19 protein-coding genes are annotated in these 26,394 nt (G+C 43.7%); 5 read left to right on the plus strand and 14 right to left on the minus strand.

The window, feature by feature from the left end:
- A partial coding sequence (locus tag BRO54_RS20240; protein WP_204378354.1) for a tetratricopeptide repeat protein occupies positions 1-319 on the plus strand: 319 nt, incomplete at its 5' end.
- Between the two features lie 201 nt (positions 320-520).
- Positions 521-985 (plus strand): exosporium glycoprotein BclB-related protein, encoded by a 465-nt coding sequence (locus BRO54_RS08485; RefSeq protein ID WP_239691231.1) that lies wholly within the window; start codon positions 521-523, stop codon positions 983-985.
- Positions 986-1,351: 366 nt separating this feature from the next.
- Here the strand turns inward: BRO54_RS08485 and trpB are convergent, their stop codons facing one another.
- The gene (trpB, locus tag BRO54_RS08490; RefSeq protein WP_062898725.1) at positions 1,352-2,515 is read right to left on the minus strand and encodes a tryptophan synthase subunit beta; all 1,164 of its coding nucleotides are present in this window, start codon (positions 2,513-2,515) and stop codon (positions 1,352-1,354) included.
- A 692-nt stretch (positions 2,516-3,207) separates the two neighbouring features.
- The gene (locus BRO54_RS08495; RefSeq protein ID WP_033012018.1) at positions 3,208-3,495 is read right to left on the minus strand and encodes a hypothetical protein; all 288 of its coding nucleotides are present in this window, start codon (positions 3,493-3,495) and stop codon (positions 3,208-3,210) included.
- 272 nt (positions 3,496-3,767) lie between these two features.
- On the opposite strand from BRO54_RS08495, the gene BRO54_RS08500 reads away from it, so the two are divergent.
- Complete coding sequence (locus tag BRO54_RS08500) at positions 3,768-5,435, plus strand: IS1634 family transposase (RefSeq protein ID WP_074043671.1); 1,668 nt, start codon at positions 3,768-3,770, stop codon at positions 5,433-5,435.
- Between the two features lie 121 nt (positions 5,436-5,556).
- Here BRO54_RS08500 and BRO54_RS08505 read toward each other — a convergent pair whose 3' ends face one another.
- The 7 genes from BRO54_RS08505 to BRO54_RS08535 form a co-directional block, all read right to left on the minus strand.
- Positions 5,557-5,832 (minus strand): hypothetical protein, encoded by a 276-nt coding sequence (locus tag BRO54_RS08505; RefSeq protein WP_020755165.1) that lies wholly within the window; start codon positions 5,830-5,832, stop codon positions 5,557-5,559.
- Positions 5,833-5,966: 134 nt separating this feature from the next.
- Positions 5,967-6,767: a hypothetical protein gene (locus tag BRO54_RS08510; protein ID WP_223810922.1), complete on the minus strand. Its 801-nt coding sequence runs from the start codon at positions 6,765-6,767 to the stop codon at positions 5,967-5,969.
- A gap of 14 nt (positions 6,768-6,781) precedes the next feature.
- Complete coding sequence (locus BRO54_RS08515) at positions 6,782-10,006, minus strand: hypothetical protein (protein WP_223810923.1); 3,225 nt, start codon at positions 10,004-10,006, stop codon at positions 6,782-6,784.
- A gap of 173 nt (positions 10,007-10,179) precedes the next feature.
- The gene (locus BRO54_RS08520; protein WP_020755162.1) at positions 10,180-11,058 is read right to left on the minus strand and encodes a DUF4007 family protein; all 879 of its coding nucleotides are present in this window, start codon (positions 11,056-11,058) and stop codon (positions 10,180-10,182) included.
- An 85-nt stretch (positions 11,059-11,143) separates the two neighbouring features.
- Positions 11,144-16,189: an FtsK/SpoIIIE domain-containing protein gene (locus tag BRO54_RS08525; RefSeq protein ID WP_074043672.1), complete on the minus strand. Its 5,046-nt coding sequence runs from the start codon at positions 16,187-16,189 to the stop codon at positions 11,144-11,146.
- The gene (locus BRO54_RS08530; protein WP_235048623.1) at positions 16,186-17,760 is read right to left on the minus strand and encodes a hypothetical protein; all 1,575 of its coding nucleotides are present in this window, start codon (positions 17,758-17,760) and stop codon (positions 16,186-16,188) included. The genes BRO54_RS08525 and BRO54_RS08530 overlap by 4 nt, the downstream gene beginning before the upstream one ends.
- A 36-nt stretch (positions 17,761-17,796) precedes the next feature.
- Complete coding sequence (locus BRO54_RS08535) at positions 17,797-19,497, minus strand: P-loop NTPase family protein (RefSeq protein ID WP_128570078.1); 1,701 nt, start codon at positions 19,495-19,497, stop codon at positions 17,797-17,799.
- Positions 19,498-19,722: 225 nt separating this feature from the next.
- On the opposite strand from BRO54_RS08535, the gene BRO54_RS08540 reads away from it, so the two are divergent.
- A complete protein-coding gene (locus tag BRO54_RS08540) occupies positions 19,723-20,181 on the plus strand; it encodes a CBO0543 family protein (RefSeq protein WP_074043673.1) in 459 nt (152 codons plus the stop codon).
- Positions 20,182-20,250: 69 nt separating this feature from the next.
- Entirely contained in the window at positions 20,251-20,583 is a 333-nt protein-coding gene (locus BRO54_RS08545; protein WP_013144985.1) for a hypothetical protein, read from the plus strand.
- Between the two features lie 135 nt (positions 20,584-20,718).
- On the opposite strand, the gene BRO54_RS08550 is transcribed toward BRO54_RS08545, so the two are convergent.
- The 5 genes from BRO54_RS08550 to BRO54_RS08570 form a co-directional block, all read right to left on the minus strand.
- The gene (locus BRO54_RS08550) at positions 20,719-21,690 is read right to left on the minus strand and encodes a sugar phosphate isomerase/epimerase family protein (protein ID WP_074043697.1); all 972 of its coding nucleotides are present in this window, start codon (positions 21,688-21,690) and stop codon (positions 20,719-20,721) included.
- Between the two features lie 133 nt (positions 21,691-21,823).
- On the minus strand, positions 21,824-22,978 hold the full coding sequence (locus tag BRO54_RS08555) for a Gfo/Idh/MocA family protein (RefSeq protein ID WP_074043674.1): 1,155 nt from the start codon (positions 22,976-22,978) through the stop codon (positions 21,824-21,826).
- Entirely contained in the window at positions 22,975-23,724 is a 750-nt protein-coding gene (locus BRO54_RS08560; protein ID WP_074043675.1) for a ThuA domain-containing protein, read from the minus strand. Before BRO54_RS08560 ends, BRO54_RS08555 begins: the two co-directional genes overlap by 4 nt.
- Positions 23,725-23,842: 118 nt before the next feature.
- Complete coding sequence (locus BRO54_RS08565; RefSeq protein WP_074043676.1) at positions 23,843-24,922, minus strand: Gfo/Idh/MocA family protein; 1,080 nt, start codon at positions 24,920-24,922, stop codon at positions 23,843-23,845.
- A gap of 165 nt (positions 24,923-25,087) precedes the next feature.
- Positions 25,088-26,092 (minus strand): LacI family DNA-binding transcriptional regulator, encoded by a 1,005-nt coding sequence (locus BRO54_RS08570; protein WP_074043677.1) that lies wholly within the window; start codon positions 26,090-26,092, stop codon positions 25,088-25,090.
- Between the last annotated feature and the right edge of the window lie 302 nt (positions 26,093-26,394).

The following is a 26,394-nucleotide window of genomic DNA, read 5'->3' on the forward strand; positions in this document are numbered from 1 at the left end:
CCCTGAATTTTGCTGCCGCCTAGGCTACTATTTTCTCCAACGCAAACAATATCGACTCGCTGCGTTTTGGTATCATTTAGCCACTCAACTAACGATGCCATCGGACAGTTGGGGATTTTTTCATCACGCTTGTTGGACGTGGCTTCCCCATTTGCAGCTCGGTGTATGTTACGCCTATTTAGGCGAGTATGAACTAGCATACAAACATAATGAGAAAGCTAGGGAGTATGTACCCAATCATCCTGACGTATTGCACAATAAATGTTTTTTAGAATCCATTCTTTCTGCCAAAAGCACGTTCCATCAAACTAGTGAATAGACAATCTTTAAATCGAAAGGAGGATTGACAATTGTCCGACCGACATCCTATTCGTGTAAAATGTCTTTCCCCTTTATGCGGCACCCAGCCACCCATCGTTAAGGTATACACTGGACCGACTGGACCCACAGGGCCAACCGGACCTACTGACCGGCAGGGAACGGCGCAATCATCCCCTTCGCTTCAGGAACAACAATTACTCTGGCAACAACAGCAGTAGGTTTGGCAGATACAGCTAGCTTAATTGGGGTTGGAAATTCAGCTTCGAGCATTAGCCTAATCGGAAACACCATTAACTTGGGCGGTGTATCCAACTTTTCATTTACTGTTCCACGCAATGGAATCATTACAGCTGTAGCAGCCAACTTTTCTGCCACCACGGGCACAGCGCTTTTAGGAACCGCTACTATCCGAGCTCAACTATACATTTCCACCTCTCCTTCTAGCAACATATTCACCGCCATCCCAAGCACTTTAGTCACGTTAAACCCAACTATCACATTTCCAATCTCCTTACTGCAAAACGCTAGCGGAATCATGACAGGGTTAAACGTGCCTGTCAATGCAGGCGATCGCTTGCTCATGGTGTTTTCAGTCACTACTTCCGGTCTCTCTATTGTCTCATCGATCACGGGATATGCTAGTGCGGGAGTGGCCATTAGCTAGCCGCAACGAACGATGTAAATGCAATCATATTTAGCATTTGTCGCTTTTACAGAGCGATTTGATCGACTGCCCGGCGACCGAACAACGCCGCTTCCAGACCTATGTATGGGTCTGTGAAACGGACGGTTGTTTGGTCTTTCGTCACGCTAAGGCGTGACGAAGGCAAACCTCACTCTCTATTGCGCAAAATATAAGCATCTTTGGCCCCAATTAGTTCTTAAGCAACCCACGAACTTCCTCTTTTTGTTTGCGCAATTCGATGGTGAAAAAGCGCAGAACATCACCAAGCGGGAAACGGAGGATCGAAAACAATAAGCGGGCGGCTTCACATGAAAACCAACGTGAAAATCCGCCCGCCTTCTCCCTTTATGACTGTAACATTGAAAACACTTGCTCGACGTCTTTATCCCCGCGGCCTGATAGGTTCACAATGATGATGTGATCTTTGCTTAATGTCGGCGCGAGTTTGATAGCGTATGCCACCGCATGGGCGCTCTCGAGCGCTGGGATAATCCCTTCCGTCTTGGACAGCAGTTGAAACGCCTCAAGCACCTCTTCGTTCGTGACCGTGTAATATTCCGCACGCCCGGACACTTTCAAGTAGCTATGTTCCGGACCAATGCCCGGATAATCGAGCCCAGCGGCAATCGAGTATGTCGGCTGCGGGTTTCCGTTTTCATCAAGCAACACGAGACACTTGAATCCGTGAAGAACCGCCGGAACCCCTTTCGTCAACGTCGCCGCTTTCTCCGGCTCGACACCGATGAGCCGCACGCTTGGTTCATCCAAATAATGGGCGAACGCTCCGATCGCGTTGCTTCCCCCGCCAACGCAGGCTACCACCGCATCTGGAAGCCGCCCTTCCTTCTCGACAATTTGCCGCTTGCTTTCTTCGCTAATGACCGACTGAAAATGTTTCACCATCGACGGATACGGATGCGGACCAACCGCCGAACCAAGCAAGTAAAACGTAGTTTTATAGTTTTGTACAAGATCGTTCAGCGCCTCGTCCACGGCATCTTTCAACCGCCCTTGCCCTTTCGAGACCGGCACGACTTTCGCCCCTAACAGCTCCATGCGGAACACATTGAGCGCCTGGCGCTTCGTATCTTCTTCCCCCATATAAATGGTGCAGTCCATGCCAAACATGGCGCATGCGGTAGCGGTCGCCACCCCGTGCTGGCCTGCACCCGTTTCCGCAATCACCCGCTTCGCGCCCATCCGCTTCGCCAACAAAATTTGCCCGATGACGTTGTTGATTTTATGCGAACCGGTATGGTTTAAATCCTCACGTTTCAAATAAATCTTTGCCCCGCCGAGCCGCTCCGTCAACCGCGCCGCAAACGTCAGCGGACTCTCACGGCCGACATACTCCCGCAAGTAGGTTCGAAACTCCTCATTGAATTCTGGGTCATCTTTATATTTCAGAAACTGCTCTTCCAAATAGTCAAGCACTTCCTGCAGTTCAGGCGGAACGAAGCTGCCGCCAAACTCGCCGAAATAGCCTTTCTTTTCCTGTGCTACACTCATTGCTCATCTCTCCTCTGCTCAATATCGTGGACAGTACTAGCATAGACTGTTTGGCTACATAAGTCAACAAAATATTTTCTAAAAATTCACTTTTTAATAAACTCCTCATTTAAGAAGATCCTGCTTTTTGCGATTATCTTTATGTGTATAACCACATTTCAGGTATTATTGGTCCGTATAAGCAGGATCAACAAACGATGACGTGGCTGTCGTGTAGTTGTGCCTTGTATTCAATGAATGAACGAATGAAGTTGGTGAAATGCCTACGTCAATCGTATGCGCCGATCTTTTTTATACACACACTGACTCATTGATTATTGATGGCCCACACAGTGGCAGAACTATTCAGGTTCATAGAAGAAATCAAACATCCCGTCTTTAGAAGGATGGTGATTAAAGCAAAAATCGTCGGATCCCAACTCTTTCTCTATTAGAGAAACGTTGTCAGAGCGACATTCCTTTCCCGTCCAGCGTTGCCGAGTTGGGCGCAAAACTCGTTTTTCACCAGCCTTCTAAGGAAATCAATTATCAATTGTGGTCAATCAAAAAACCCAAAAATACGCGATCCGCAATCCAATCCCTTTTCGACAAGTTGCATTCTCGACAAGCTAACACCAAATTCCAAAGATGGTCGTCATGAAAAGAAAACTCCCCGAAACGATATACATGCATCAAAATTGCAAAATGGTAAATTAAAACCAACTCTCCCCTTCTGGCGGGTCGAGCGGCTCGAGCAAATATTCCCCGTAAAACATATGCTCACGATCCTTGGTGCAGGAGAACCATGCTATCCCATCGTCAATATAAATATACAACTTGCCCCCGCATTCATCACACACCATATTCTCTTTTTCAATTTTCTCCTCATACATTGCGATAATGCACTGTTCGCACATTAGTTCAATGCGCTCTTCTCTCAAGTCCCCTGTCTCCAATAGCTCAACATCATGCCGATGGCACTTCACACATTTTTCTGACATAATAATGTCCTCCTGAATTATTTTCATTTAATCCTAATTATATAACGTTAGAAGAAATTTGCCATAGGAAATAGGAATTTTATTATTGCAAGGTGTGAGTAAAACCCGAGTTCGACAGTTTTGAGGCCATTTTAGGCAAATGAAAATGGCCAAAATGCTGTTATATCAAGGATTTCGCGATACGGATCCTAGAAAAAAACGCTTAATTTCATAGGCACACGACTTGACAATTTATCCTTTTAAAAAAGCCCAATATCGTTTATAATATAGGCATGTACATACGACGAGTCACACGCAAAAACAAAGATGGAACGACCGTGGCCTATCTCCAGCTTGCTCACAACGAATGGGATCCGAAGGCCAAATATGCGAAGGCGAAGGTGATTTATTCGTTTGGGCGCGAAGACGAGGTGGATCGTGCTGTCTTGGAGCGTCTGGCCAAAAGCATTTCGCGATTCCTTTCTCCCGAACAGGCTTGGGAAATCGAGACGTTGACAGGAGAAGTGTCGGATGACTTTCAGTTTCAGTCAAGCAAACGCCTTGGCGGCGTTTGGCTCTTGGATCAGCTCTGGAGACAACTGGGGTTGGGAGAGATTCTCCACTCCTTGTTTGCCTCCCGGCATCATCAGATGCCGTTGGAACGGCTGATTTTTGCCATGGTGGCGAATCGCGCCCTTCATCCGTCAAGCAAGTTGGCGATGGAGGAGTGGGTGGAGAAAGACGTGCATATCCCCCATCTTCCCCAAGTCGCCAGCCATCAGTTATATCGGGCGATGGATGAACTGCTGGCCGTGCAACCGGAATTGGAACGCCAAGTGTTCCATGCCGTGGCCGATTTATTGAACCTGGAAGTCGATTTGATTTACTTTGATACGACTTCGTCGTACTTCGAAGTGGATCCCTCTGAAACACCGGAAGGAGAATCGCTTCGAAAACAAGGATTCTCGAAAGACAAACGCCCAGACTTGGTTCAAATCGTCATTGGGCTGGCTGTCACCCGGGAAGGAATCCCTATTCGCGCTTGGGTATGGCCTGGCAATACCATGGACATGACGGTCATCAAACAGGTGAAACAAGACTTGATTGGCTGGAAGCTTGGGCGTGTGATCAGCGTCATGGATCGCGGCTTTTCCTCTGAAGAGAATTTGCGAATCTTGCAACAGGCCGGAGGACACTACATTGTCGGCGAAAACATGCGATCCGGCAAAGCCGCCGTCAAAGAGGCCTTAAGCCGTCGCGGACGTTATCATGAAGTGGACGAGAATTTGCACATCAAAGACATCATCGTCGGCGACGGTGAAGCGCGTCAGCGCTATGTTCTCGTGTACAATCCCAGCGAAGCCGAACGCCAACGCAAGGAGCGGGAAACGCTGCTCGAATCGCTGAAAGAAGAGTTGGAAGGGCTTCGACAACTCCCCAACGAAGCCCATCATAAGGCGACCTGCCGATTGCGTTCCCATCCGTCCTACGGAAAATACTTACGCCAGTTGAAGGATGGAACGCTTCGCATCGACAAGCAAGCGGTTCGTGAAGCGGAAAAGTACGACGGCAAATATCTCATCCGGACATCCGACGATACCTTGTCTGCCGAGGATGTTGCCATCGGGTATAAGCAACTGGTGGATATCGAGCAGGCCTTTCGGACGTTGAAATCGACACTCGAGCTGCGCCCCATGCATCATCGCTTGGAAGACCGCATCCGGGCGCATGTGCTGCTCAGTTGGTTGGCGCTCTTACTGGTTCGGATCGTAGAGATCCGAACTCATGAATCATGGCCAAAAGTAAGAGACGAATGTGAGCGTCTCATGCTTGGACATTTTTCTTCAAAAAACGGAGACCTTTATCAACGAACCGAACTGACGGCCAAACAGGCTCAACTCTTTGCGGCTCTAGGGATGGAGCCTCCTCCGAAGATTCTAGGCATCCATCCTCGCCCCTAGATACACGCCTAAAGTATGCCCAAATCCCTCTGATCCCTTTTGTATCAAAGGATCAGAGGGATTTTGTTTGCCTAGTCGCTGTCGAACTCGGGTGACTGTCGAACTCGGGTTTTCCTATGTCCTACGAAGATCCGAAACCTCTAAGTCCCCAACTCCCTTTTCTCTTTCCCTTAACGGAGTAAAAAAGATCATTCTCTCCTCCCTTAGTGCCTTTAAAAATGTCACAGTCGCTAGAATGAAGATAAATATGCTTTCTAACCTGTGACTTCCAGTCAGTATAGTAGCTAAGGTCAATCCCACCGTTTTTTTCTATCTGATCATAAATTTCATGTAATGTCCCGACTCCCCCGAGCTTTTTTAAAGCTTTAATTATTTCATTTAGCCATTGTTCCCCCATTTATTTCCTCCTAAATATAAAAGCGAATTTAGAAAAAGCCATTCCCCTTTCTCCGTTTATCGAGAAGGAGAAAGGGACTATGGCTTTGTATCATTATGAAACTTTTTCCCTATACTCAACCATTATACGAATGTTTATGAATAAGAACATACACAAGGAATGGTATCGTCTTCGGTTTTTAAAAACCGTTCGACTCCTTCTCTCTCTAATTGTTCTCGGTATTCCCGCAATGTAAAAGGTTTTCCATTCTTTTTCAAGATGGACACATCTTTCTGAAAATATGCTCTAAATCTTTCCTCCATCTCCTCTTGTTCTTTGTAACGATCAGGCCAAATCTTATATAGTTGAGCGTAATGATAAAAACCGCCTCGAACGCAGCGCCCACCACAGTTAGCATGTGCAAATCCTAATTTGTACATTCGCGGGAGCCGGATTCCCCATTCATTTTCAATAATTGACTTGACATCGATATCTTCTGTAAATGTTTCAATCATCGGAAATCGTGTCTCTACTGGCTCGAGAGGAACATGCTTATAAAATTCCCGCAAATTATCTGCCCTGTGTTTTTCATGTGGGCCGATCCCAAAATATAAGATGGGCTCCAAATTGTGTTCATCACGTAACTCCTCTATAAACATGACCGTTTGTCTTACCTTAAGTTCCTCAGAACATTTGGCCAGTCTTGCATTACCTAAAAATCGGTAATCGTAAAATACCTCTTCTGGGGTGCGTCCATCAATTCTTTCCGTAATCTCGATTCCAATATATTCGGCCACTTCTTCCATAAAACGATAGTTATCTTCATCTTCCCAAAGAGTATTAGTGAAGAAAAGAATGCAATTTTCTTTTCCATATGCTTGTACCATCCGGTACGCAACGTAGGCGCTTGCTGCACCTCCGCTGAACATAGCCACATGGACAGGCTTTCTATTCAATGTAATCACCTTCTCTATTTGATAAATTCCTCCACAAGTTTGTAAATCAAATATTCAATTTCTTCTCTCGGAACTGTTCTTCCACCATTTGTAATGATACGATGAATATTTTGGTAAAGTGTTTTTGATTTCGGAGACAACTCTACTTTAGCGACCGCTTTTTCCCGACCACCAATTGACAATAAAATACTATCCTTAGAATGAGATGCACCATCAATTTGATCAAGCTCGTTTTTCATCTGCACTAAAAACATATCTGCCGTATTATCAGACCAATCCTCAAAAGGAACACCGACAAGACGATCAACTAATGTATCAAACCAGTCGGAAGAATCTAGTATGGAAGTGAGTAGGGGATTTTGTTTTTTATCCAGAACGTTTTGTCTATTCGCCCACTCCACTAGTTCTTCATCTGTACTAACACCCAAAATTTGGAGCACAGTATGCTTAAATCTCTCTTTTTGTGACGTACAATATTCTTCTAGCTTCCTCGCATGATTTTTCAACAATCCCGGGTTATCCCCATATACACTTGCAAGCTCTTCTAAAGCTTTGTTCGGATTAACCTCTACTTTCCTTATCATTGTTTTTAAACGGAGGAGTTGTTCATCCATTCTTCCGCTAATCTGTGTAAATCTCGGCAAAGAGCGTAGCCATTTTAATATTAAATTTGCTGCCCTTAAATGTCTGGGCATCGAGTTCTCTAACCCATATTGTAGAAAAATTTCTTCAATTTGTACAAAGAGATTTTCGTATTCTGTTCCGAACTCATAATAAATGTACTGATACTGATCAGCCTCTTCAAACATGCTAAAGAGTTTCTCACCGTTAATCTCAGGTACATACATATTATTTCGATAAAACGACAAACAATCCCATTTATCTCTAAGCAAGCTGACAAAATAGATAGGGATAAGTGGCTCCCTTACTCCAAAAGGCGGATTGCTAAAAATGTTTTTAAATGACTGCAGCGAACCTATAGGCTCTTCATTTACTAATTGTACTAGTTTATTCCTCATTAATCTAAAGTTTTGGTCCGAAATCTCATCTAGTTTTGTAATATCTAAATTATTATTTTTAAAAATTGTTGCATAAAGCAAATAGTCCGGTCCATTTCCTTTGATATTGAATTGGGGGGAGTCCCAGTATCTTAATATATGATCAATAACATTGCATCCTGCCTTAAACTGAACGCGATTTACCGTTCTTCGATTATAAGAATCATTTCTCACTTCTGGAGTCAATGGATAAAGCTCCATCATTATGTCTGACAATATTTTTTCCAAGACGAATTCATTTGGTATGTAGCGTATCTCACCGCCTACAATCCATACTAAATCTTCATTAAAATTAATATATCGAGATAGGAATTTTCGAATAACAAACGCTGTTTCTTCTTTCTTTAAAATCAGTTCGTTTTTGAGATTCGGATCCGTTTTCAGTAATTCTTTATCCTTCAAAAGAATATTGTCAATGAGCTCAAAAACCTCAACATGATTTTCTAATGATCTATCATCAAAGTTCGGTACACAATATAAGCGATCTGGATCCCTACGCATTTGCAGTGTTTTAATCACTTTATCCTTGTCATTCTTATCATCCAATAAAACTAAATAAATCATCGCATCTGCTTTGCTATTTATAGAGACGGCTGGTAAATCTCCTGTTAAAATGTCAGAACTAAATAATAAACGTACTGAAGCAAATCGCGTCATACTTTTCACATCATTATATTCATTGGCTAAATAAAACTTCTTTTCAAGATGCTCTTCGAGAATCTCTAGTTTTCTATCCTTTTTTAAATAAAATCCTTTTATTTTCTCTTCGATAATTTCTCCAACATCTACCCCACTTCCTTCAAATAGCTCCCAATACCCTAAAATGCTGTTAAATCTTATCACCTTATTATTTGCTAGCTTATTTAAGACATCTTCTGTTTCATCCTCATCACTGTCTAAGGCAAATGCAATTAAATCCGTGGTCAAGGGATATGTAGCTTGGAATCCGGCAATATTCCATAAAGTTACAAATTTCAGCACTGCTAAATGCTTATTATCAAGATGTGGGGTTTTCTTTATTATTTTTTGATATGTTCCTAACTCCTCAAAGCCTTCTTCCAAATCTAATTCTTCTACATTTGGAAAGAAATAATCAAACAAATGCGCTGCTGTATAGACCTCTTCCTCTTTTTTTGTAACAAAATACATCAATCCCCCAACCTGACGACTTTCCAAAAAAGTAAATAACGTTCTCTCGTTTTGGCCAAATAAACTAGATACATTTGGCAGCAAAGCCAATGCTACTGGGTTCATTGGATATGTTCCCTCAACTACCAGTCGTTCTATTTCTACTTGGTTAAACTCAGGAAAAAGAGGGAACTTACGCAAATAATTGATATATTTTGTTTTCCTATTCTCGCTTATATTCCCTCTCCCATACAGTTCATTAATGATATGTTGAATGAGTCGAATATAAGTTGCCCCGTCACTTTCAATATGATATATGTTGTAACGTTTCTCAATGCGTTGAAACTCATTGTGGTATTCTTCGCTATATTTCAAGAAGTAATGGCGCAGATTTTTATGAGTAATGTACATAATATGGAAGTTATCACTTCCGTGATCTGCTAGCTCAGCCAAATCCTGAATGTCTTGCATCGTCTGATAAATTTGGTTTACATGGATATTTTGCAAAAACCGTCCAAATTCATCGTATACAATGAAAAGACCTATACGTTGTTTGCTTAATTCATTTAAAATATATTGAACTTGAAAAATAAATTCTTCTTCAAAATCAAATACAAGTTCTGCTCCAGAGGTTAGTGCAGGATAAATATCTTGAAACCATTTAATTTCTTTTTCATTGTAATTTAATATTTCTATCCGCCAAATCTCTAAATCTTTTTTCTTATCATTGAGCATTTGTAGAAACTTTTTATATGTCTGCTTGTACTCCTTCTCCCACGTATCAATGGTTCCTAGAATGCGGCTGACAACTCCAGGAGCAACAATCGGAATACGATTCTGTTTTAAGACCCTCATAATTGACGACAAAATAGCTTGACGGAAGTTTCCTTCATATCCATTTAAAATAACGGGTAAATAGCGATATGAGTGATAGTGTACATTGCCCAGCTCATTATAAATCTCATCATCCACTTGGTTAAATTTTTTTCTCAAAATATTAAATGCAGCTGGATCTACGTTTTTTGAAACAATGCCTGCAATAATAGTACCCAAAAGAGATTTACCCGTCCCGTACGGTCCCACTACGATATGAGCTCTAGACTCTTTGTAATTGATCCCTCTCAATACCCCTCTTAGTACTTCCGCATGTGACGGGGTAGGCATATATCTCTCGAAATATTCAAGCTTGCCTAAGTCGAACCTAATGTTGATGCTTGATTTAAAAGTCATACTAAACTCTCAACCTTTCTCGCATATTCGAATTGCAAATATTCAATTGGAGAAATATCTGGAAGTTTAACCGTGTCCAAATTATTTGTCCTGGTAAATGAAATAGGATATACAGATCGATTCGCAAGCAACTCCAATGCATTCACAACACTAGAGCGATCCATGTTAAAAATCTTTCCCCATAATCCTTTTTCGTTTGCAATCTCGTCTACCGAAACAGTATCTATTCCCTTTCTTACCTTATAGTCTAATAAAGAATACATTAAGGCAGTAATTCCTATATCATCTATACCAGGAACTTTTTTGTAAATTATATTGTTATTTTCCTCGATTAACCCTATCTTATGTATAGGACTATGTATCACTTCCTCAGGATCGAAGGTCGAGTGTCCAGCCGTATAAAGTTTTAGCAGACACTCTATATCTCTCTTTAGTGATTTTATAGACACTTCCCTTGTTTCCTGTTCATTTACCCAGTAAACAAATGACTGAAGCAATTCATCCTTTGAAACAACCTGCTGAGGAAATATGTTAAAAAACCAATACCAAGCAGTCGCCGGTTCTTTTTCTTTTGTCATTTCATAGTGCAGGATGGATGCCGTTTCGTTAAATCTCACAAACCGATCAAATTTATAAATTACTTCCCCTAGAGGGGTTATATAATGCACCCTTTTCTGATCTTTATCCACTTTTTCCTCAACCACACGAGTAGCAATAACCCAGAAACGTAATGATTGTAGCATATTTTTTCCTAAACCGACTTTTTCAAATGAATCCTTGTTATAAAAGAAACGTTTATCTTCTAATAAATAGCGAAGAGCTTTACTTAGCCAACGATCTCGTAAATAAAAGCTTTGATGTTGACCATATGCCAACTTTAATCACCTCGTAACATTAATGGAACGACTTGTCCAGCAGTGCTGAAAATCGAAAAAGAGGCATCTAGATACAGGATTGTATCTAGATGCTATATATTTCTTGCTCAAAATATTTTAGCAGGGCCCTTTTAACTTCAGGTGTGAGGAACGGACTTTTACCACGAACAACCCCATCTGAACCAACCTTTGCCAAGAAATCCCCTTTACCTCCTAATCTCTCCGCACCTTCTTGTTCAAGAATGACATGAGATGCCACGCTATCTGCTGCTTTTAATGCCAGTCTTCCCGGCAAATTCGCACGTATTTTTGTATTGACAATTTCAGCTTTAGGATATTGTGTACAAATAATTAGATGTATTCCTGCCGCCCTTGCCTTTTGACCTAGCCTTTGTATCGCCGTTTCAACCCGTTTTGCAGTCTCTTTATCCTGACTCATAAAATCAGCAAACTCATCAAACACAACCACTATTCTAGGCATACTTTTTCCAGTCAAACCGATAAACTCTTCCAAATTGCTCACATACTCCTTATTCATGACGGCATACCGTTGATCCATTTCCTCAACTAGCTCTTCTAATGCCTGAACAGCTTCCTCTATCTGAGTAATAACTTTACGGGTATGTGATTTTCCTTCATAGAAGTTAAATTCCACTTGCTTCGGATCAATAAAAATGAATTGAACATCTTTGCTACTGTATAAACACATAATACTAAGAATAATAGAATTAAGTGTCACACTTTTACCACTCCCGGTTGTTCCACCAACGAGCAGGTGTGGTGACACGGGGTTAGCTAAGTCTATGCTTACCACGTTATTTAATGGATCAAGGCCTAATGGTGCAATCAAGTTCGTTCGTGTGATTTTTTCGCTAAGTTGATCCCTAACTAGTCTCATGAACTTTTCAAAGTAAATAATTTCAGGATCGTCTCTTATAACATCCATATAAACACCATTTTTGTCAATAGCAAAAGTTGGTTCATTGTTTAACCCTAACCATATTTGAATGTCCTGAGAACGAGATACAACTTTTTTCACTGAAACATCGCCTGGAATATTCAAATAAAACCTAATTACACTTGATCCTACTATACTCTTTTTAATTTTAACATCTAAGCCGTTTTTTAGGAAATTACGCACCAAATTTTTCTCTAATTCATGCAATATCTCTGTGTAGTCTTGCGAAATACTTGTGTGGTTCAGTTGAATCCCTCTTAACGCTATAAGCTCTGGATAATCACCTAATGTAACATTATCACTCTCTTTATCCTTCCCGTTATCTTCCCCATTATCTTCCCTGTTATAGTCGTCCACTGCTTGCTTGTTTTCTTCTTCATTCCCTATTTCCTTATCACTAATAACTTTTGTTTTGTCTGTATCCACAACAATTGGCAGCTGTGCAGCCAACTCATCATCCTCTTCCAAAAGCTCGTCATAAGAAGGAATTTGTTGCTCATCAGCCCCCAATTGTTCGAGTATATAATGACGTCCGTAAATATAATTGTAGTAACTATCGCCAATGATATCAACGTAAACCCCTTTTTCCACTTCTTTGAACTCTCGATCAGTTAAGTTGGACGTATAGCAATAAACATCAATGGAAGCTGAAACATTCACTTCTATATCCTGTGCTCGAGTATTTTGCATGTCTTTTAAAAGTTCAACCTCGAACGGCAAATAAGCCTGTTTTTCCACTAGATAATGCACTAGCTCACTTTTCCAATATTCTGCATCAGCGTGATTATCAGCGAATGAAAAACGTTGTTTGTACTCTTTCAATCCGACATCGACTTGCTTGATAGCATCTATTCTTTCCCTATCTAAAATATGATGGTTTACGAACTTGAGTTCTATTAATTCAAAATCGATGACTAGTCGGCCATTCCTCTTATAAATGACAGAACGTACAAGATCAGGTCTTCTTGTATTCGCCGAAAACCATGGCAACTCATCACACCACGACCAAACAGTCAATGAATTTTCTTTGCAGTCCATTTGATCTTTCCGTTTAGTGGTCAAATAAGTGGCTAGCATCTCATGAGCATACTTTCCCGGACCAATTACTTTTAGAACTAATGCTCCGGAAATATCTTTTACCTTGTCTACCGCCTCGATAACAGCTTCTCGTTGAACTTGGCTGTTTTTCAAAATATCTGCCAGCTTACGATGCAATCGGTCATAGTAAGCATAATCTTGGGTTTGATGGCTTAACTTTCTTATATATTTGGATGAAGACAAAATAAGCTTAAAATTTTTATTTTTCCCTGCTTTTGACTTATATTGAATGATTTGTGCTCTTGAAGAAATTTTTTGTAATAAAGATTTATCCAAGAAACGGTCCATAATCATAACCCAGTTAAAGTGTTCATGAATAAAGTCAACCAAAGAACCACTGAAATGATTAGGAGAAATGGTTACGTTCAGTAAGTAAAGTTCATCCTCATTGGGCATAGATTTACTATAAATAATATACTGCATTTGATAAAAATACTGAAGCGTTCTTGGCAAACTATTACTTACATAAGGAATACGTTTTAACGCTTCTTGAACAGACAGTGGTTCTTTATAAGGTTCGCTGAACCAGTCATTGCTCAGTAAAGGGTTAACCTTATTAAAATTATATTTAACCTGCCCATTTTGCCCAAAGTAATCCATCAATACTACTAAATCTGTATCTATCATTTGTTCACGGACTTGAGTTGAGATTTCATCAATATCTGCCCCGTTAATCACATTAACCTCTAATTTAGGGAACATCATATTAAAAGAAGGATTTTTATATTCTTCTCTTAACTCAATCCAATTATTCAATTCTTTATGCAACTGGGCGGCATGAACACTATGAACTGTCAACTTTAATTTTGTTAAGCTCGGAACGCGCTTAACCAGCTCATCAATCGATCGAATAACAACGTCAGCACTTTGACAATACAAAAACAGCAAATCAAGACCATCTCTTGCGTAAGGGTATACTTCTAAGTAGTTTTTTACAACATTAACCAATTCCGAAGACAACTCTTTAGATAAATGAATACTGGAATTCGTTGCGTGCGTATTTAAAACAAACCATCCGTTTCCAAAGTTTTCATGGTTCGCTATTAAGTAAGTCTCTTCATCTTCGTTAAGCATATAACGCGGAGCCAGATGAGAATACTTATCTATAGTAAAAACTAAATAATCATCTACTTTATAAACCTCAAGGTTATTATTGCTTGCTCTTTGAATCCAATCTTCAATGCAGCTATTTATTGACTGAAGTCGACGCAAATAGCTCAACAGTCGAATTGGATTAAATACAGTGACAACTCTTTCAATAGGAGCCGCTAAAGTTTTCTCATCTATAGAATCAAACATATCAATAGTTCCAATATAATGTAACGCCTTATAAATAAGTTTTGCGACATTGACAGAGGAATATATATTAGATAATAAACGGCCTAATATCTCGTCCAACTCATCGGGATTTATGCTACACACCCCGTTTATCAAAACATTTTTTAATAACAAACAATAGTCATCGATAAATGAGTTCCACTTTTCAAAGTGTAATTCTATTCCTTCCATTTTGGAAATTAAATAATATTTTATATTATCGCCTACCAACTCCCTCACATCTACCTTATCAACCCTATGCTGGAAATAATTTTTTATATAGGGCAATATTCCTTGGTTAATTTCATCAATCAACGAGTAGATAATATTATCTGCGAAGTTAAGAAGCTTAAATTTGTTTTTCCCTAATACAGTGCTATCATGGATAAATTCCAACTCAAAGGTAATTCCTTCATTTTTTACAGTTTCATCACATTCTACAGGTATGCTTTCCTCATGGAACTTTATAATAGGAACAATGCTGGATAAGCCCTTGAAATATATATTTAACAACTGTTTCTCTTTTTCATTCACCTTGGAAGTGACGACCCTCAATTGAAAATGTGCTTCTTTGATATTTGACCGTTGCAAATTATCATTTGAATAGTACTCATCTATTAATAAAAATGATTCATATAAAAGTGCTTTATGAATATCATCATATTCAGCAGGGTGACGCAATTTTTCAATTAACCGATTAATCCGTTTAACTATTGCCGGCGAGGAAATCTCCTTTTCGTACTTGTCTAAGAACTCCTGAATATCGTCAGGATCTTCTTCCCTGCGAATAGCTTCAATTCCCCATTCAATTTCTTTCTTCTCTTGATCCGTTTTGTTGTGTATGCTAATAGCCTCACTAACCTTTTCAGCTAAACTTTGATTAACCTTAAAATTAAAGATCTGTTCAATAATCTCAAATTCGTACTTAAGAAATTCCCTATTGCCTGTTTGAATAAACTGCATCGCTTCTTTTCGAAAAATATCCGGTTCAACCTCGTTCCATAGCTCGCTTACCCAGTTTTGTTTCTCCTCATATTCTAGAAATGAATCAAGTTTTTCAAGGAGCTTTTCCCCATCCAGCAATGATGTTCCTTTTTGCAGATTGGCCAACATATAGTTACTTTTTAAACGTTTTGTATGGTTATTCCCGATTTTTAATTTAGAATCCCTAAAAAAACCCAATGAAGGCAAATGCTTTTGGATTCTATGTGTGATGGTTAACATATTTTCATGTGTAATCGCTACAAGAAATTGCAACAATATTCGCAGCTGGGGATCAGTTACGTCCCGAACCATCTCCAGAAATACTTTCAACTCCTCGATTTCATCCGAAGCAAAACGAAATTCCTGAACCAATAATTCGTAAAGTATACTAAGCCCTTTTGGAGATAACAAATATGATTCATCAATAGCAAACAAGTTTTCCAAACTTTGCGCTTCCGTAGTCATTTCATTAATGATTAACACTAGCGCTTGGTTGTCCTTAATATTATTTCTCAACCACGTACTCGTTTCATGGTCACGAAATTTGTACTCCTCAAATCCAGGAACAGAGGCAATAGTACGTATGATCGGTTCATAATATTTCTTAAATACATCTAAATTGCTATTCAATTCATTCAAAACAAAATGTACATCTTTGCCCGAAAAACCACTAAGCTTAATAAAAAGTTTCTTTGCATTATCCTTCTGTTTTTTTAAATGTTCTAAAATAGTAAGGTTAATCCACTTAGCCAAAAATTGCTCGCTTGTTATCATAATCCCACCTTTTCTAGTACAGAATTGTAAGGATTTCTGATCATTGCCGTCGCATCTGAGTATTCAATAAGCAAGCCGTTGCTCTTCAACTTCTCACGCAAAGATTGTTCGTTTTTATGGAAATAACTTACGTTCAGCTTCGATTTCTCATACAGCCCACTCAACCTTGCGTGTTCTTCACCTATGACAAAACCATACTTGTTGTAGATCTGATGAAGAAATTCAGCAAACTCCATCGATTGTTGAGGGGGAATATTTACTAAAACCAACATCTCTAAAAATTTATCTGTCATAAAATAACGATAGTTTGTTCCTGCACGAAACCCCCCCATTCCGCTATCCCTTATAATTCCACGAATAATGGAAAGATAATGTTTTTTGAGTTGTGGTGATACTGTTTCTTGCACAATTATTGTGATATCGTCTACCAACTCCTCAAATGATTTCGCTTGGCTTAAAGCCTTAATAATTCGTTGTTTTCCAGTCCTTACTTTTTTCAATCCTAAAACTTTGAGCAATTCATCAGGGTCTTTCTGCCATTGCTCAAGTTTTTTATTGGCCTCATAAATTGCACTAATCTTTTCAGTTAAAAGTCTTTTTAGTTCCTTTTCAAATTTTTCTCTCACCATTGCTTCATTCTCTTGAAATGACTGGGCTGATAATTTTAAAACCTGACCTACTTGACCATCTAAACAATCAAAAAACATAATAAGTTTATCATTATCGTCTTTCTTGGTTCTATCATACATATATTGGATCAATTGAAAACCAACGAGGCTGACTAACAAATGAAACATTTCAAAAATATCTAGATTGAGATGGATAAGTTGATGATACTCTTGAGCAAATCTATCAAAAAGAACATGCTCTGTTATAGGCAATCTCGGATATTCTCGATTAACGTTCTCTATGGATTTCAACAGGGCATAATCAGATTCTTTCGTCTCTTCATCATTATCTAAAACATTAATAATTTTACTAACAATTTTTTCAATTGCTTTATTGCGTTGCAACAGCTCTTCCATTCTAGCTTCGATTTCTTTCCTTAGATATGGTTGTTTCTCTGTTCCATAAGATAACATAAGATAGTACAACTCTCCACCTCGCGCGAAGAAGTTTCTTTCATAACTAGCAACCTTTTCTCCTTTTTTTCTTCTTAGTTCAAAAAACAGCAAAGACTCATGAAGGGGGTACAAAGTCTTTGCATACCAAGAACGATCTGCTAAATTCCCTCGTCCATCATATAAAGGGATTTCCAGATTTCTAAAGAATTCCCTAATCACCATCACTGTATCTTCTCCACCAACTTCTTTATATAATAGCTGACGTTTCTCTTGTTCTAATTGAACAATGTCATTTTTACTTCCTTCCTTGTCCCCTTCAAAAACAAATCTCCTAAATCCCTCTGCCTTTCTTCTTTTATACTTATCAGCATTTAATGTATAATTTGTCCCTGCAAGAACGTTCATAAACTCAAGAACATACTCTGGGCCTCGTTGACCATCCATAAATCGGTGTCCCCATATTTCTGATGCCAACTGAGCAGCAAATCCTTCAGTTCCAGTGGCCATTCCTGTCCTTCCCTTCATCCAAAACTATGTTTATTTTCACTCATCTAGCACATGTTCGACGTAAACACCGCTATCTTTATCTAACCGGTATATCTCCAATACATCCATATCTGGTTCACTAATTCTAATTAGTTCGTTTCTAAATGTATTCAATAATATTTCCACTTCTTGACTAAGAATATTATGCGTACCCCCAGAACTTAACCGCATTAAGTACTCAAAAACCGATAAATTAATTTTCAATCTTACCTCTCCATCAACAACAAGGAAGAACTTCGAAGACAAATGATCTAGGTCGTCTCTCCCTTTCTCCTGCAATAGCTCTATCTTTCTTCGGTCAAAAGATCCATAGATCATCAATGTCTCATTAGAAACTTTCAAATAGAAAGAGCCTTTGGATTTAAATTTATGGGTAAGCCTGCGAGAAAAGGCTCTATTTAGTCCATTTACTAAATCCTTTCGGACATTACTTTGAGCGCTGTCATTATCAAATAAACCAATGTATTGCTCTAAATACTCAAACGGGAGAAGTTTCAAGGTATTAAGATAATTTTGTCCTTCGAGTTCGAAGTATACTTTTCTTCTTAACTTAGGCATCCAATGCTCTAAAAAGGGTTGATCAATATTTTGACCATATTCTCTATAAAATCTAACTTTTTTCTTAAAATAGTCAAATTCTATATCTAAATCATCATCAAAAACTTCATTATATAACCTTTCTATTTCTTCATCCCCATTAATATCGCCATTCATAATAAAATCATCAATCGGCGAGTAAGAATAAAGACCTGGATCTAAAGAACGAAATGCCCTCAATGCCTTCATCTCGGAAAAACCTTCTTCACCAACTCCTACACCATAAAAATTCTGGTAATAAGCCTTTTTAGATTGTTCCCGTATATGCGTATGATCCGCTTCCAAAATATCTTTACAAACATATCCCCCGGTAATTAAATAACTCATATGTATTAGCATTTCCCTTAGGGTGATATGAGTTTCTAGATAATCGAGCAAACGATACTGGCTTACTATTTTTCTCTGTATAGACGGTTGGGAAGTGCGCCGATGATTTAAATAAATAATGCACTGAGGCTTCTTTTCACATTGTTCGCAAGCCTTCCAATATTCTTCTTTATTCCATTCGTTTAATACCCTTTCTACATAAACAGAGGAAGTCACATCTAATAAGTTGATAACACTTAAATGGTCGTCATTATTTTCATACGAATCGAACCGTGCCATAATGTATTGACGCAAAACACTTAACTCGTTATAGCGCATCAATACCTTTGACAATTTTCCTTCGTTTGCCGCAATCAGAAAGAACACTTTATCCTTATGTCGATTACAAACACAGCGCTGTAATTCCAGTAGAATACCATATATAATTTCCTCTTTTAACTCCGATAAATCCTTAACAATTTTAATGGTTCCCTTTTCATACTGAACAGTTACAACCCCATTTTCCGGCCAGTTCACTAAAGATTTATCAGAAAATTGATCATGAATTAAACGGCACAGTCTAGTCTTGCCGTCACCAGCGTTTCCTGTTAGGATAACACTGTGAGGGTTATTGGAGAAGATGTTTTTCAGATGCTCTTCAATTTTTGTTGCAATGGTGAAATCAAACGATTCTTCCGTTTCCATCTCCCGATTGTATTCATCGTAGATTTTCGAATGATTAGGAGAAAGTACATTAAACTTGTCTAAATATGTCACAAATGGATTCCCGATCACTTTTTGTTTCACCTCTAATCTAAGTAAACAGAATTCATAAGTAAGACTTGTTCCCCTACATTCGCTCTTGAAACTATTTTTATTTTACTGTAAGAAATTTGGGACCGTCAATGACTTACCGGAATATGCTGGCATAAGATTAAAAACCTTAACTTTTTCACATACTCCCCCCTCTTTCATCCCATACTAAAGAAAAATCGACATGATTCGCACTCGGGGGCTATCATGGAACAATGGATTCTTTGGCTGCTTGCTGCGGTGGGCATCGGTTTGCTGGGGCTCAGCTTCCGCTTTCTTTCACCAAGGGAAGTATGGTTTTCGTTTTTGCTGAATGCGTATCTTTCCAGTTTGACCGGCCTGATCGTCAGCGGGGCGGGAATGCTTGCATATCCGGTGCGGCTGTTTCCAGATTATACGAACGATAGCGTGATCTTTGAATACTTGCTTTACCCTGTTGTCAGTGTGTACGTTTACGGGACATCGCGCCGCTCGGGCTGGAAGGGGATATGGATGCAGTGCGCCGCTTATACAGGGGCGATGACGGCGGTCGAGACCCTGTTGGAGCGGCACACCGACCTGATCGAATACCGTACGTGGAAGTGGGGATATTCATTCGTCTCGATGTTTGTCGTGACGCTCGCGGTTCGGGTGATGGCGGGACGGCTGCTGAAAGAAAACGGGTAAGCTGGCATGTCTATTTCTCCTAGTTGGCGCTATACATATAGTATAGTTGTCCAAAAGGAGGCGAATAGGATGGTGCTGTTTGACATCAAACACCGCCTGTATTACGAAGCCATCAATTCCGCGCGCCCGAAAATGGCGCCGATCCGCCAAGATCGGGCTTGGGGGTATGTATGGAAGACCGTGAACGGCGAGGCGGTGAAGTTTTGGATCGATTTCCAGCGCGGACAGTATCTCTATTTTGAATATGGACGAAAATGGTATCGGGTGAAGTATTTGCAGGCGAACGGGCGGAAATCAGGCGAAGACATATTGAACGGGGCGATGATCGATTTGACGGTGGACGGGCATCGACTTCTGTTGCTGAAGGGGCGCATCCGCAGCCAGACGGCGCGCGCTATGTAAAAGACTGTTGCGCCCTGGGCCGCCCTACATGAATCGGTCTACAGCCGCGCTTGCGCCCATGCCTGATCAGCGGCAGATGTCAAAGCAAGCATACAGACGGCAAAGAGCGCCTCGGTCTCCTTGCCGCCTTCTTTTTTAAGCCCACCACATCTCCGGCAGTTCTTCTTTGAACAACACCTTTTTCAAGAGGGCGACGGCCTTTGACAGCCCTTCATCGATCGAAGCGAGCATATCTTCGTGTTCGATTGACAGCACGTAGTCGTAGCCGACGGCGCGCAGGGCGCTGACGATGTCGCGCCACATTTTTTCGCTTTGCCCGTAGCCGACGGTGCGGAACACCCACGAGCGGTCAAGGATTTGGCTGTAATGTTTCGTATCGAGCACGCCGTTTTTGCGGATGTTCGCTTCGTCTAAGTACGTGTCTTTCGCATGGACGTGGAAAATCGCTTTTTCGCGGCCGAGCAGTTTGATCGCCTCAATCGGGTCGATGCCTTGCCAAAGCAGGTGGCTCGGGTCAAAGTTGGCGCCGATCGCTTCACCGACGTGTTCGCGCAGTTTGAGAAGCGTTTCCGGGTTGTAGACGACGAAGCCCGGATGCATTTCAAAGGCGATTTGCGTGATGCCGTGCTCCTTGGCGAACGCTGCTTCTTCGCGCCAGTACGGGATGACGACTTCTTCCCATTGCCATTTTAAAATTTCCAAGTAATCCGGCGGCCAGGAGCACGTGACCCAGTTCGGGTATTTGGCGCCGGGATGGTCGCCCGGGCAGCCGGAGAAGGCGTTGATGACCGAGACTTCAAGCTGCTCAGCGAGCCTGACCGTTTTCCGCCATGTATCATGCGACTGTTTCGCGAACGCTTTGTCCGGATGAAGCGGGTTGCCATGGCAGCTTAAGGCGCTGATGACAAGGCCGCGGTCGGCGACGGCTTTTTTCAGAGCTTTGATTTTTTCCGGCTGGTCCAAAAGCGCGTCGGGATCGCAATGGGCGTTGCCCGGGTAATTGCCGGTGCCAAGCTCAACGGCCTCAATGCCCATGGCGGCGACTTTGTCGAGCATGTCTTCCAACGGCAGCTGTTGATACAAAACGGTAAATACGCCTACTTTCATCTCGTTCTTCTCCCCTTTCTCGCGGTGTGAAGCCGGCCGGTCGGCGGCCGGCTCCGCCGTTCCATTTTGTTTTGGCATCATCTAGCACCCAGCGAGCGAAACGAGGCCGACATTTCCGCCGCGCTGACGCCGCTTATTCCGCCACCCGCACCCACCGTTTCGTGCGATGGCTTTCCAAAATGGCGTCGACGATCCTCATCGTATGGTGGCCGTCGGCGATCGTCGCAAACGGAAGTTCCCCGAGCGCCTCGCCGCGTCGCTTCCGGATGATGGCGCTGTAAAAATCACGGAACAGGTTTTTCAGCCCGTCCGGCCAGCCTTCCTCATGGCCGCCCGGATAATGGGCGTAAGCGGCGGCTTGCGGCGACAAGAGCGCTGGGTCGCGGACGATTTCTTCGTTCGGGCCGTTGCGGCGCCCGACCCAGAGGCGGTTCGGGTGCTCTTGGTCCCAGGCGAGCGTCATCTCATCGGCGGCGATTTCAAAATAGAGCCGGTTTTTCCGGCCGGCGCTCACTTGGGAAATCGTAAACGCGCCATGGGTGCCGTCGTCAAAATGGACGAGCACGCTGCCGCCGTCTTCCGTGTCAATGTGGACGGGCTCGGCGTCTTGGTTGCTGCCGGATGTAAACGTGCTTCCTTCCTGTTTCGGCTTGTAGCGAACCGGATGGACGGCGCGCAAGTCGGCGAACACTTCAACGATCTTCTTGCCAAGCACGTACTGCACCGTGTCGCACCAGTGCGAACCGATGTCGGCAATGGCGCGCGACGGGCCGTTTTGCGCCGGGTCAAGCCGCCAGTTGTAGTCGGTGTCATACAACAGCCAGTCTTGCACATAGCCGCCGTACACGAAATGGACGCGCTTCGCCTCACGGGCAAGCCGCTCTTTCGCCTCGACAACGAGCGGGTAGTGGCGGTAGTTGAAGCAGACCGCGCTAAGGCTTTCGCTTTGTTCAGCGAGCCGCTTCAACTCCGCCGACTGTTCGCTGTCCATGGCGAGCGGCTTTTCCGACAATAAATGTTTTCCCGCCTCAAGCACCGCCTTGTTGATGGGAAAATGCGAAACGTTGCGCGTGCAGTTGTGAACGGCTTCGACGTCCGGGTCGTCAATTAAGGCGCGGTAGTCGCCGTATGCTTTCGGAATCCCGAACCGGCGCGCGGCTTCCTCCGCTTTTTCTTGGCTGCTTGAGGCAATGGCGACAATGTTCACAAACGGCAGGCGGCGGAGCGCCTCAATATGGGAAGAAGCGGAAAAGCCCGTGCCGATAATGCCGACGTTGATCGGTTTCACTGCGTCACTCCTCCTTGTTTCGCTTTGATCGGCTCAAGCGGCTCGACGTTGCCAAAGACGATTTCCCCGCGGTTGACCGGCGCGGCCCAGCGGACGGCGTTGGCGATCACTTTCAGCACATCCGGGTGATGGTACGTCGGATACGTTTCATGGCCGGGGCGGAAGTAGAAAATTTTCCCTTTCCCGCGCGTAAACGTGCAACCGCTGCGGAACACTTCTCCGCCTTCAAACCAGCTGATGAAAATCGTTTCGTCCGGCTCTGGGATGTCGAAAAACTCGCCGTACATTTCTTCCTGCTCAAGCTCGATGTACGGTCCGATTCCTTCCACGATCGGATGGCCCGGGGCGACGACCCAGAGACGCTCTTTTTCATCGGCTTCGCGCCATTTCAAATTGCATGTCGTCCCCATCAGCTTTTTGAAAATTTTCGAGAAATGGCCGGAATGAAGGACAATGAGCCCCATTCCTTCCAGCACGCGGCGGTGGACGCGTTCGACAACCTCATCTTTCACTTCATCATGGGCGATATGCCCCCACCAGACGAGGACGTCGCACCGGTCGAGCACCTCGTCGGTCAAGCCGTGCTCCGGTTCGTCCAAGACAGCGGTCGCGGCGTCAAACCCAGCTTCGGCTAGGTAGCTCGCGATGACGGTATGCATTCCTTCCGGATAAATCGCTCTTACCTGTTCATCTTTCTTTTCATGGCGAAATTCGTTCCAGACGACAACGCGGATGGGTGTGGTCATTCGTTGATCCCCCTTGGTTCTTTCGGCCTGCCTGTATGCGGCTAGGCGGAGTGTTTTTTGGAATGTTTTCCCATGTTCGCGACTCGTTGGGACGCCAGTGCGATTCATGGAGCGTTTCTCACCATTCGATGCGGACTTGCCGCCCTTGGTCGGACGATGCGTAAATCGCTTCTAACACTTTGGCGATCGTAAGCCCTTGTTCAGCGGTGCAAAGCGGCGGCGTGTTCTCGGCGATGCTCGTCAAGAAATGGTCAAGGAGCGCCACCCGTTCGCTTTGATCATCAAAATGGAGCGTGACATCGGCCGGAACGCCGTGTTCGTTGCGGAACCATTTCACTTCTTGGCGGTTGCCGGCGATATTCCACTCCCAGCGCACGCCGCCTTCCGTGCCAAGGAACTCGACATATGCCCGCTCTTCTTCAATGTGCGACGCCCAGCTCGTCTCAAGCAGCACCGTCGCGTCGTTTTCCAGCTGGATGAATGCCGAGGCGAAATCTTCGACCGTATAGGCGGCATCAGGCGCAAACGATGTCCCAGGCCACGCCCCTTGATGGCGCGGGCCGAACTTCGCGTACGTTTTCCCCGTCACCGCGACCGGGTTCAGGTTCCCGAGCAGCCAAAGCGTCACATCGAGCATATGGACGCCCAGGTCAATGAGCGGGCCGCCGCCGGAGCGCTCGCGGTCAAAAAACCACGCCCCCCATGCGGGAATGCCGCGGCGGCGCACCCAACCCGTTTTCGCGTAATAAATCTCACCGAACGCGCCAGATTGGATTCGCTCATGCAGCCATTGCGCCGCTTGGCGGAAGCGGTTGTTCAGCGCCACCATAAACTGCTTGCCTGATTCGTCTCGGGCGCGGATGATGGCGTCCGCCTCTTCCGCTTTGGTCACCATCGGCTTTTCGCAAAGAACGTGTTTTCCGGCCCGCAAGCTGTCGACCGACACTTGGGCGTGCAAAAAGTTCGGCACCGTGATGATGACGGCATCGACATCAGGAGAGGCGAGCAGCTCTTTGTAGTCGCGGTACACGTTGCGGATGCCGTACGTTTTCGCTTTTTCCGCGGCCGCTTGTTCATTGACGTCGCAAATCGCCTGCAAGACGGCGCGCTCCGAAAGTTTTAGCGCCGCCTTGATGTGTTCATTGGAAATCCCTCCGGCTCCGATCAAGCCGAGGCGGATTGGAAGTGTGTTTCCCATGTCCTTTTCCCCCTTGCGCTCATTTGTTTTCTCTGTCCCATATGCTCCACCGATTCGCCGTCCGTTTTCTAAAACAACGGCCAAGCAGTGATGTAATCGATTACATCACCATGCTAAAAAAATCCGCCCGTTCCCCGCACCGGACAGAGAGCGCTGTCAGCCCCTTCAGGCAGAGCGCTCTCCTCCACACGAATCGCGAATGACGAGCCGATCGGGAAGAACAAGCTGACGCCGCCGGGCGCTCGTTCCTTCAATGAGCGCAAGCAGCAATTCCATCGCTTTTTGGCCGATCTCAAACATCGGCTGGGCGATCGTCGTGAGGCTCGGTTCAAAAATCGAGGCCATTTGAATGTCGTCAAATCCGACAACAGCCACATCGTCGGGAACGCGTCCGCCTCGATGGCGAACCGCCTTGATCGCCCCAATCGCCATCTCATCGTTGGCGGCGAAAATCGCGGTTGGCGGCTTCTCAAGAGCGAGCAGCTTCAACGTTAAATTATATCCGGACTCATAGGTAAAATCGCCTTCCTGCACGAGCGCGGCGTCCGCCTCAAGCTCATGCTGGGCCAGCGCCTGTTGGTAGCCGCGCAGCCGGTCGCGGCTTAAAATGATGTTCATTGGCCCGGACAGGTGGGCAATGCGGCGATGGCCGAGGCGGATCAAATGTTCGGTCGCCTTGCGGGCGCTGCTGATGTTGTCGATCGAAACGGTCGGGATGTCCGCCCCTTCCAAATACTCACACGCCAAGACGATCGGAAACTGCCGCGCCATCTCTTCCACCAGCTCTTTGCGGATGCGGGCGGTCAAAAAAATCATCCCGTCGACTTGCCGCTGCGGCAGCAAATTCAAATACTGCTCCTCAAGCCGGACATCGTTTTGCGTATCGCCAAGCAGCACTTGATAGCCGTGCTCGAGGGCGACCGCTTCAATGCCGCGCAGCACCTTCGAGAAAAACGGATTCGTAATATCGGGCACGACGACGAGCACCGTCTCGGTCTCCATCCGCCGCAAATACCGGCCGAGCACGTTCGGCTGGTAGTTCAGCGCTTCAATGGCTTCGAGCACGCGCTGCCTTGTCTCTTCGGTGACGTTGCCCGCGTTGCGCAGCACGCGCGATACGGTCGCCGTCGATACGTTCGCCCGTTTCGCCACGTCTTTTATGCTTGCCATTCGTTATAGTCCTCTCAGTTATGTAATCGATTACATCTCCATCGTATATGAAAGACAGGGCGGTTGTCAAGCGTTGTTTTTCCTATCCGTCTTAGACATGGTTTGCCCCTTTCTCATAGGCTAAAAAGATCATCCCGCATCAAGAAAGCTTCTACGCAAGCGTAAGCATGAGATGAATCGATGCCCCCCACCTCCAAGCGCAAGCGTAAGTGGGAGAGCGTTCAAATCTAGAAGGCCAGTGATTTAGTGAAAAAACCGCAAAAGTCGTCCTCTTCTCAACTTGAGAAACCTTGTGCGATCGC

The organism is Geobacillus proteiniphilus (assembly GCF_001908025.1).
In the GTDB taxonomy this organism is placed as follows: Bacteria; Bacillota; Bacilli; order Bacillales; family Anoxybacillaceae; genus Geobacillus; species Geobacillus proteiniphilus.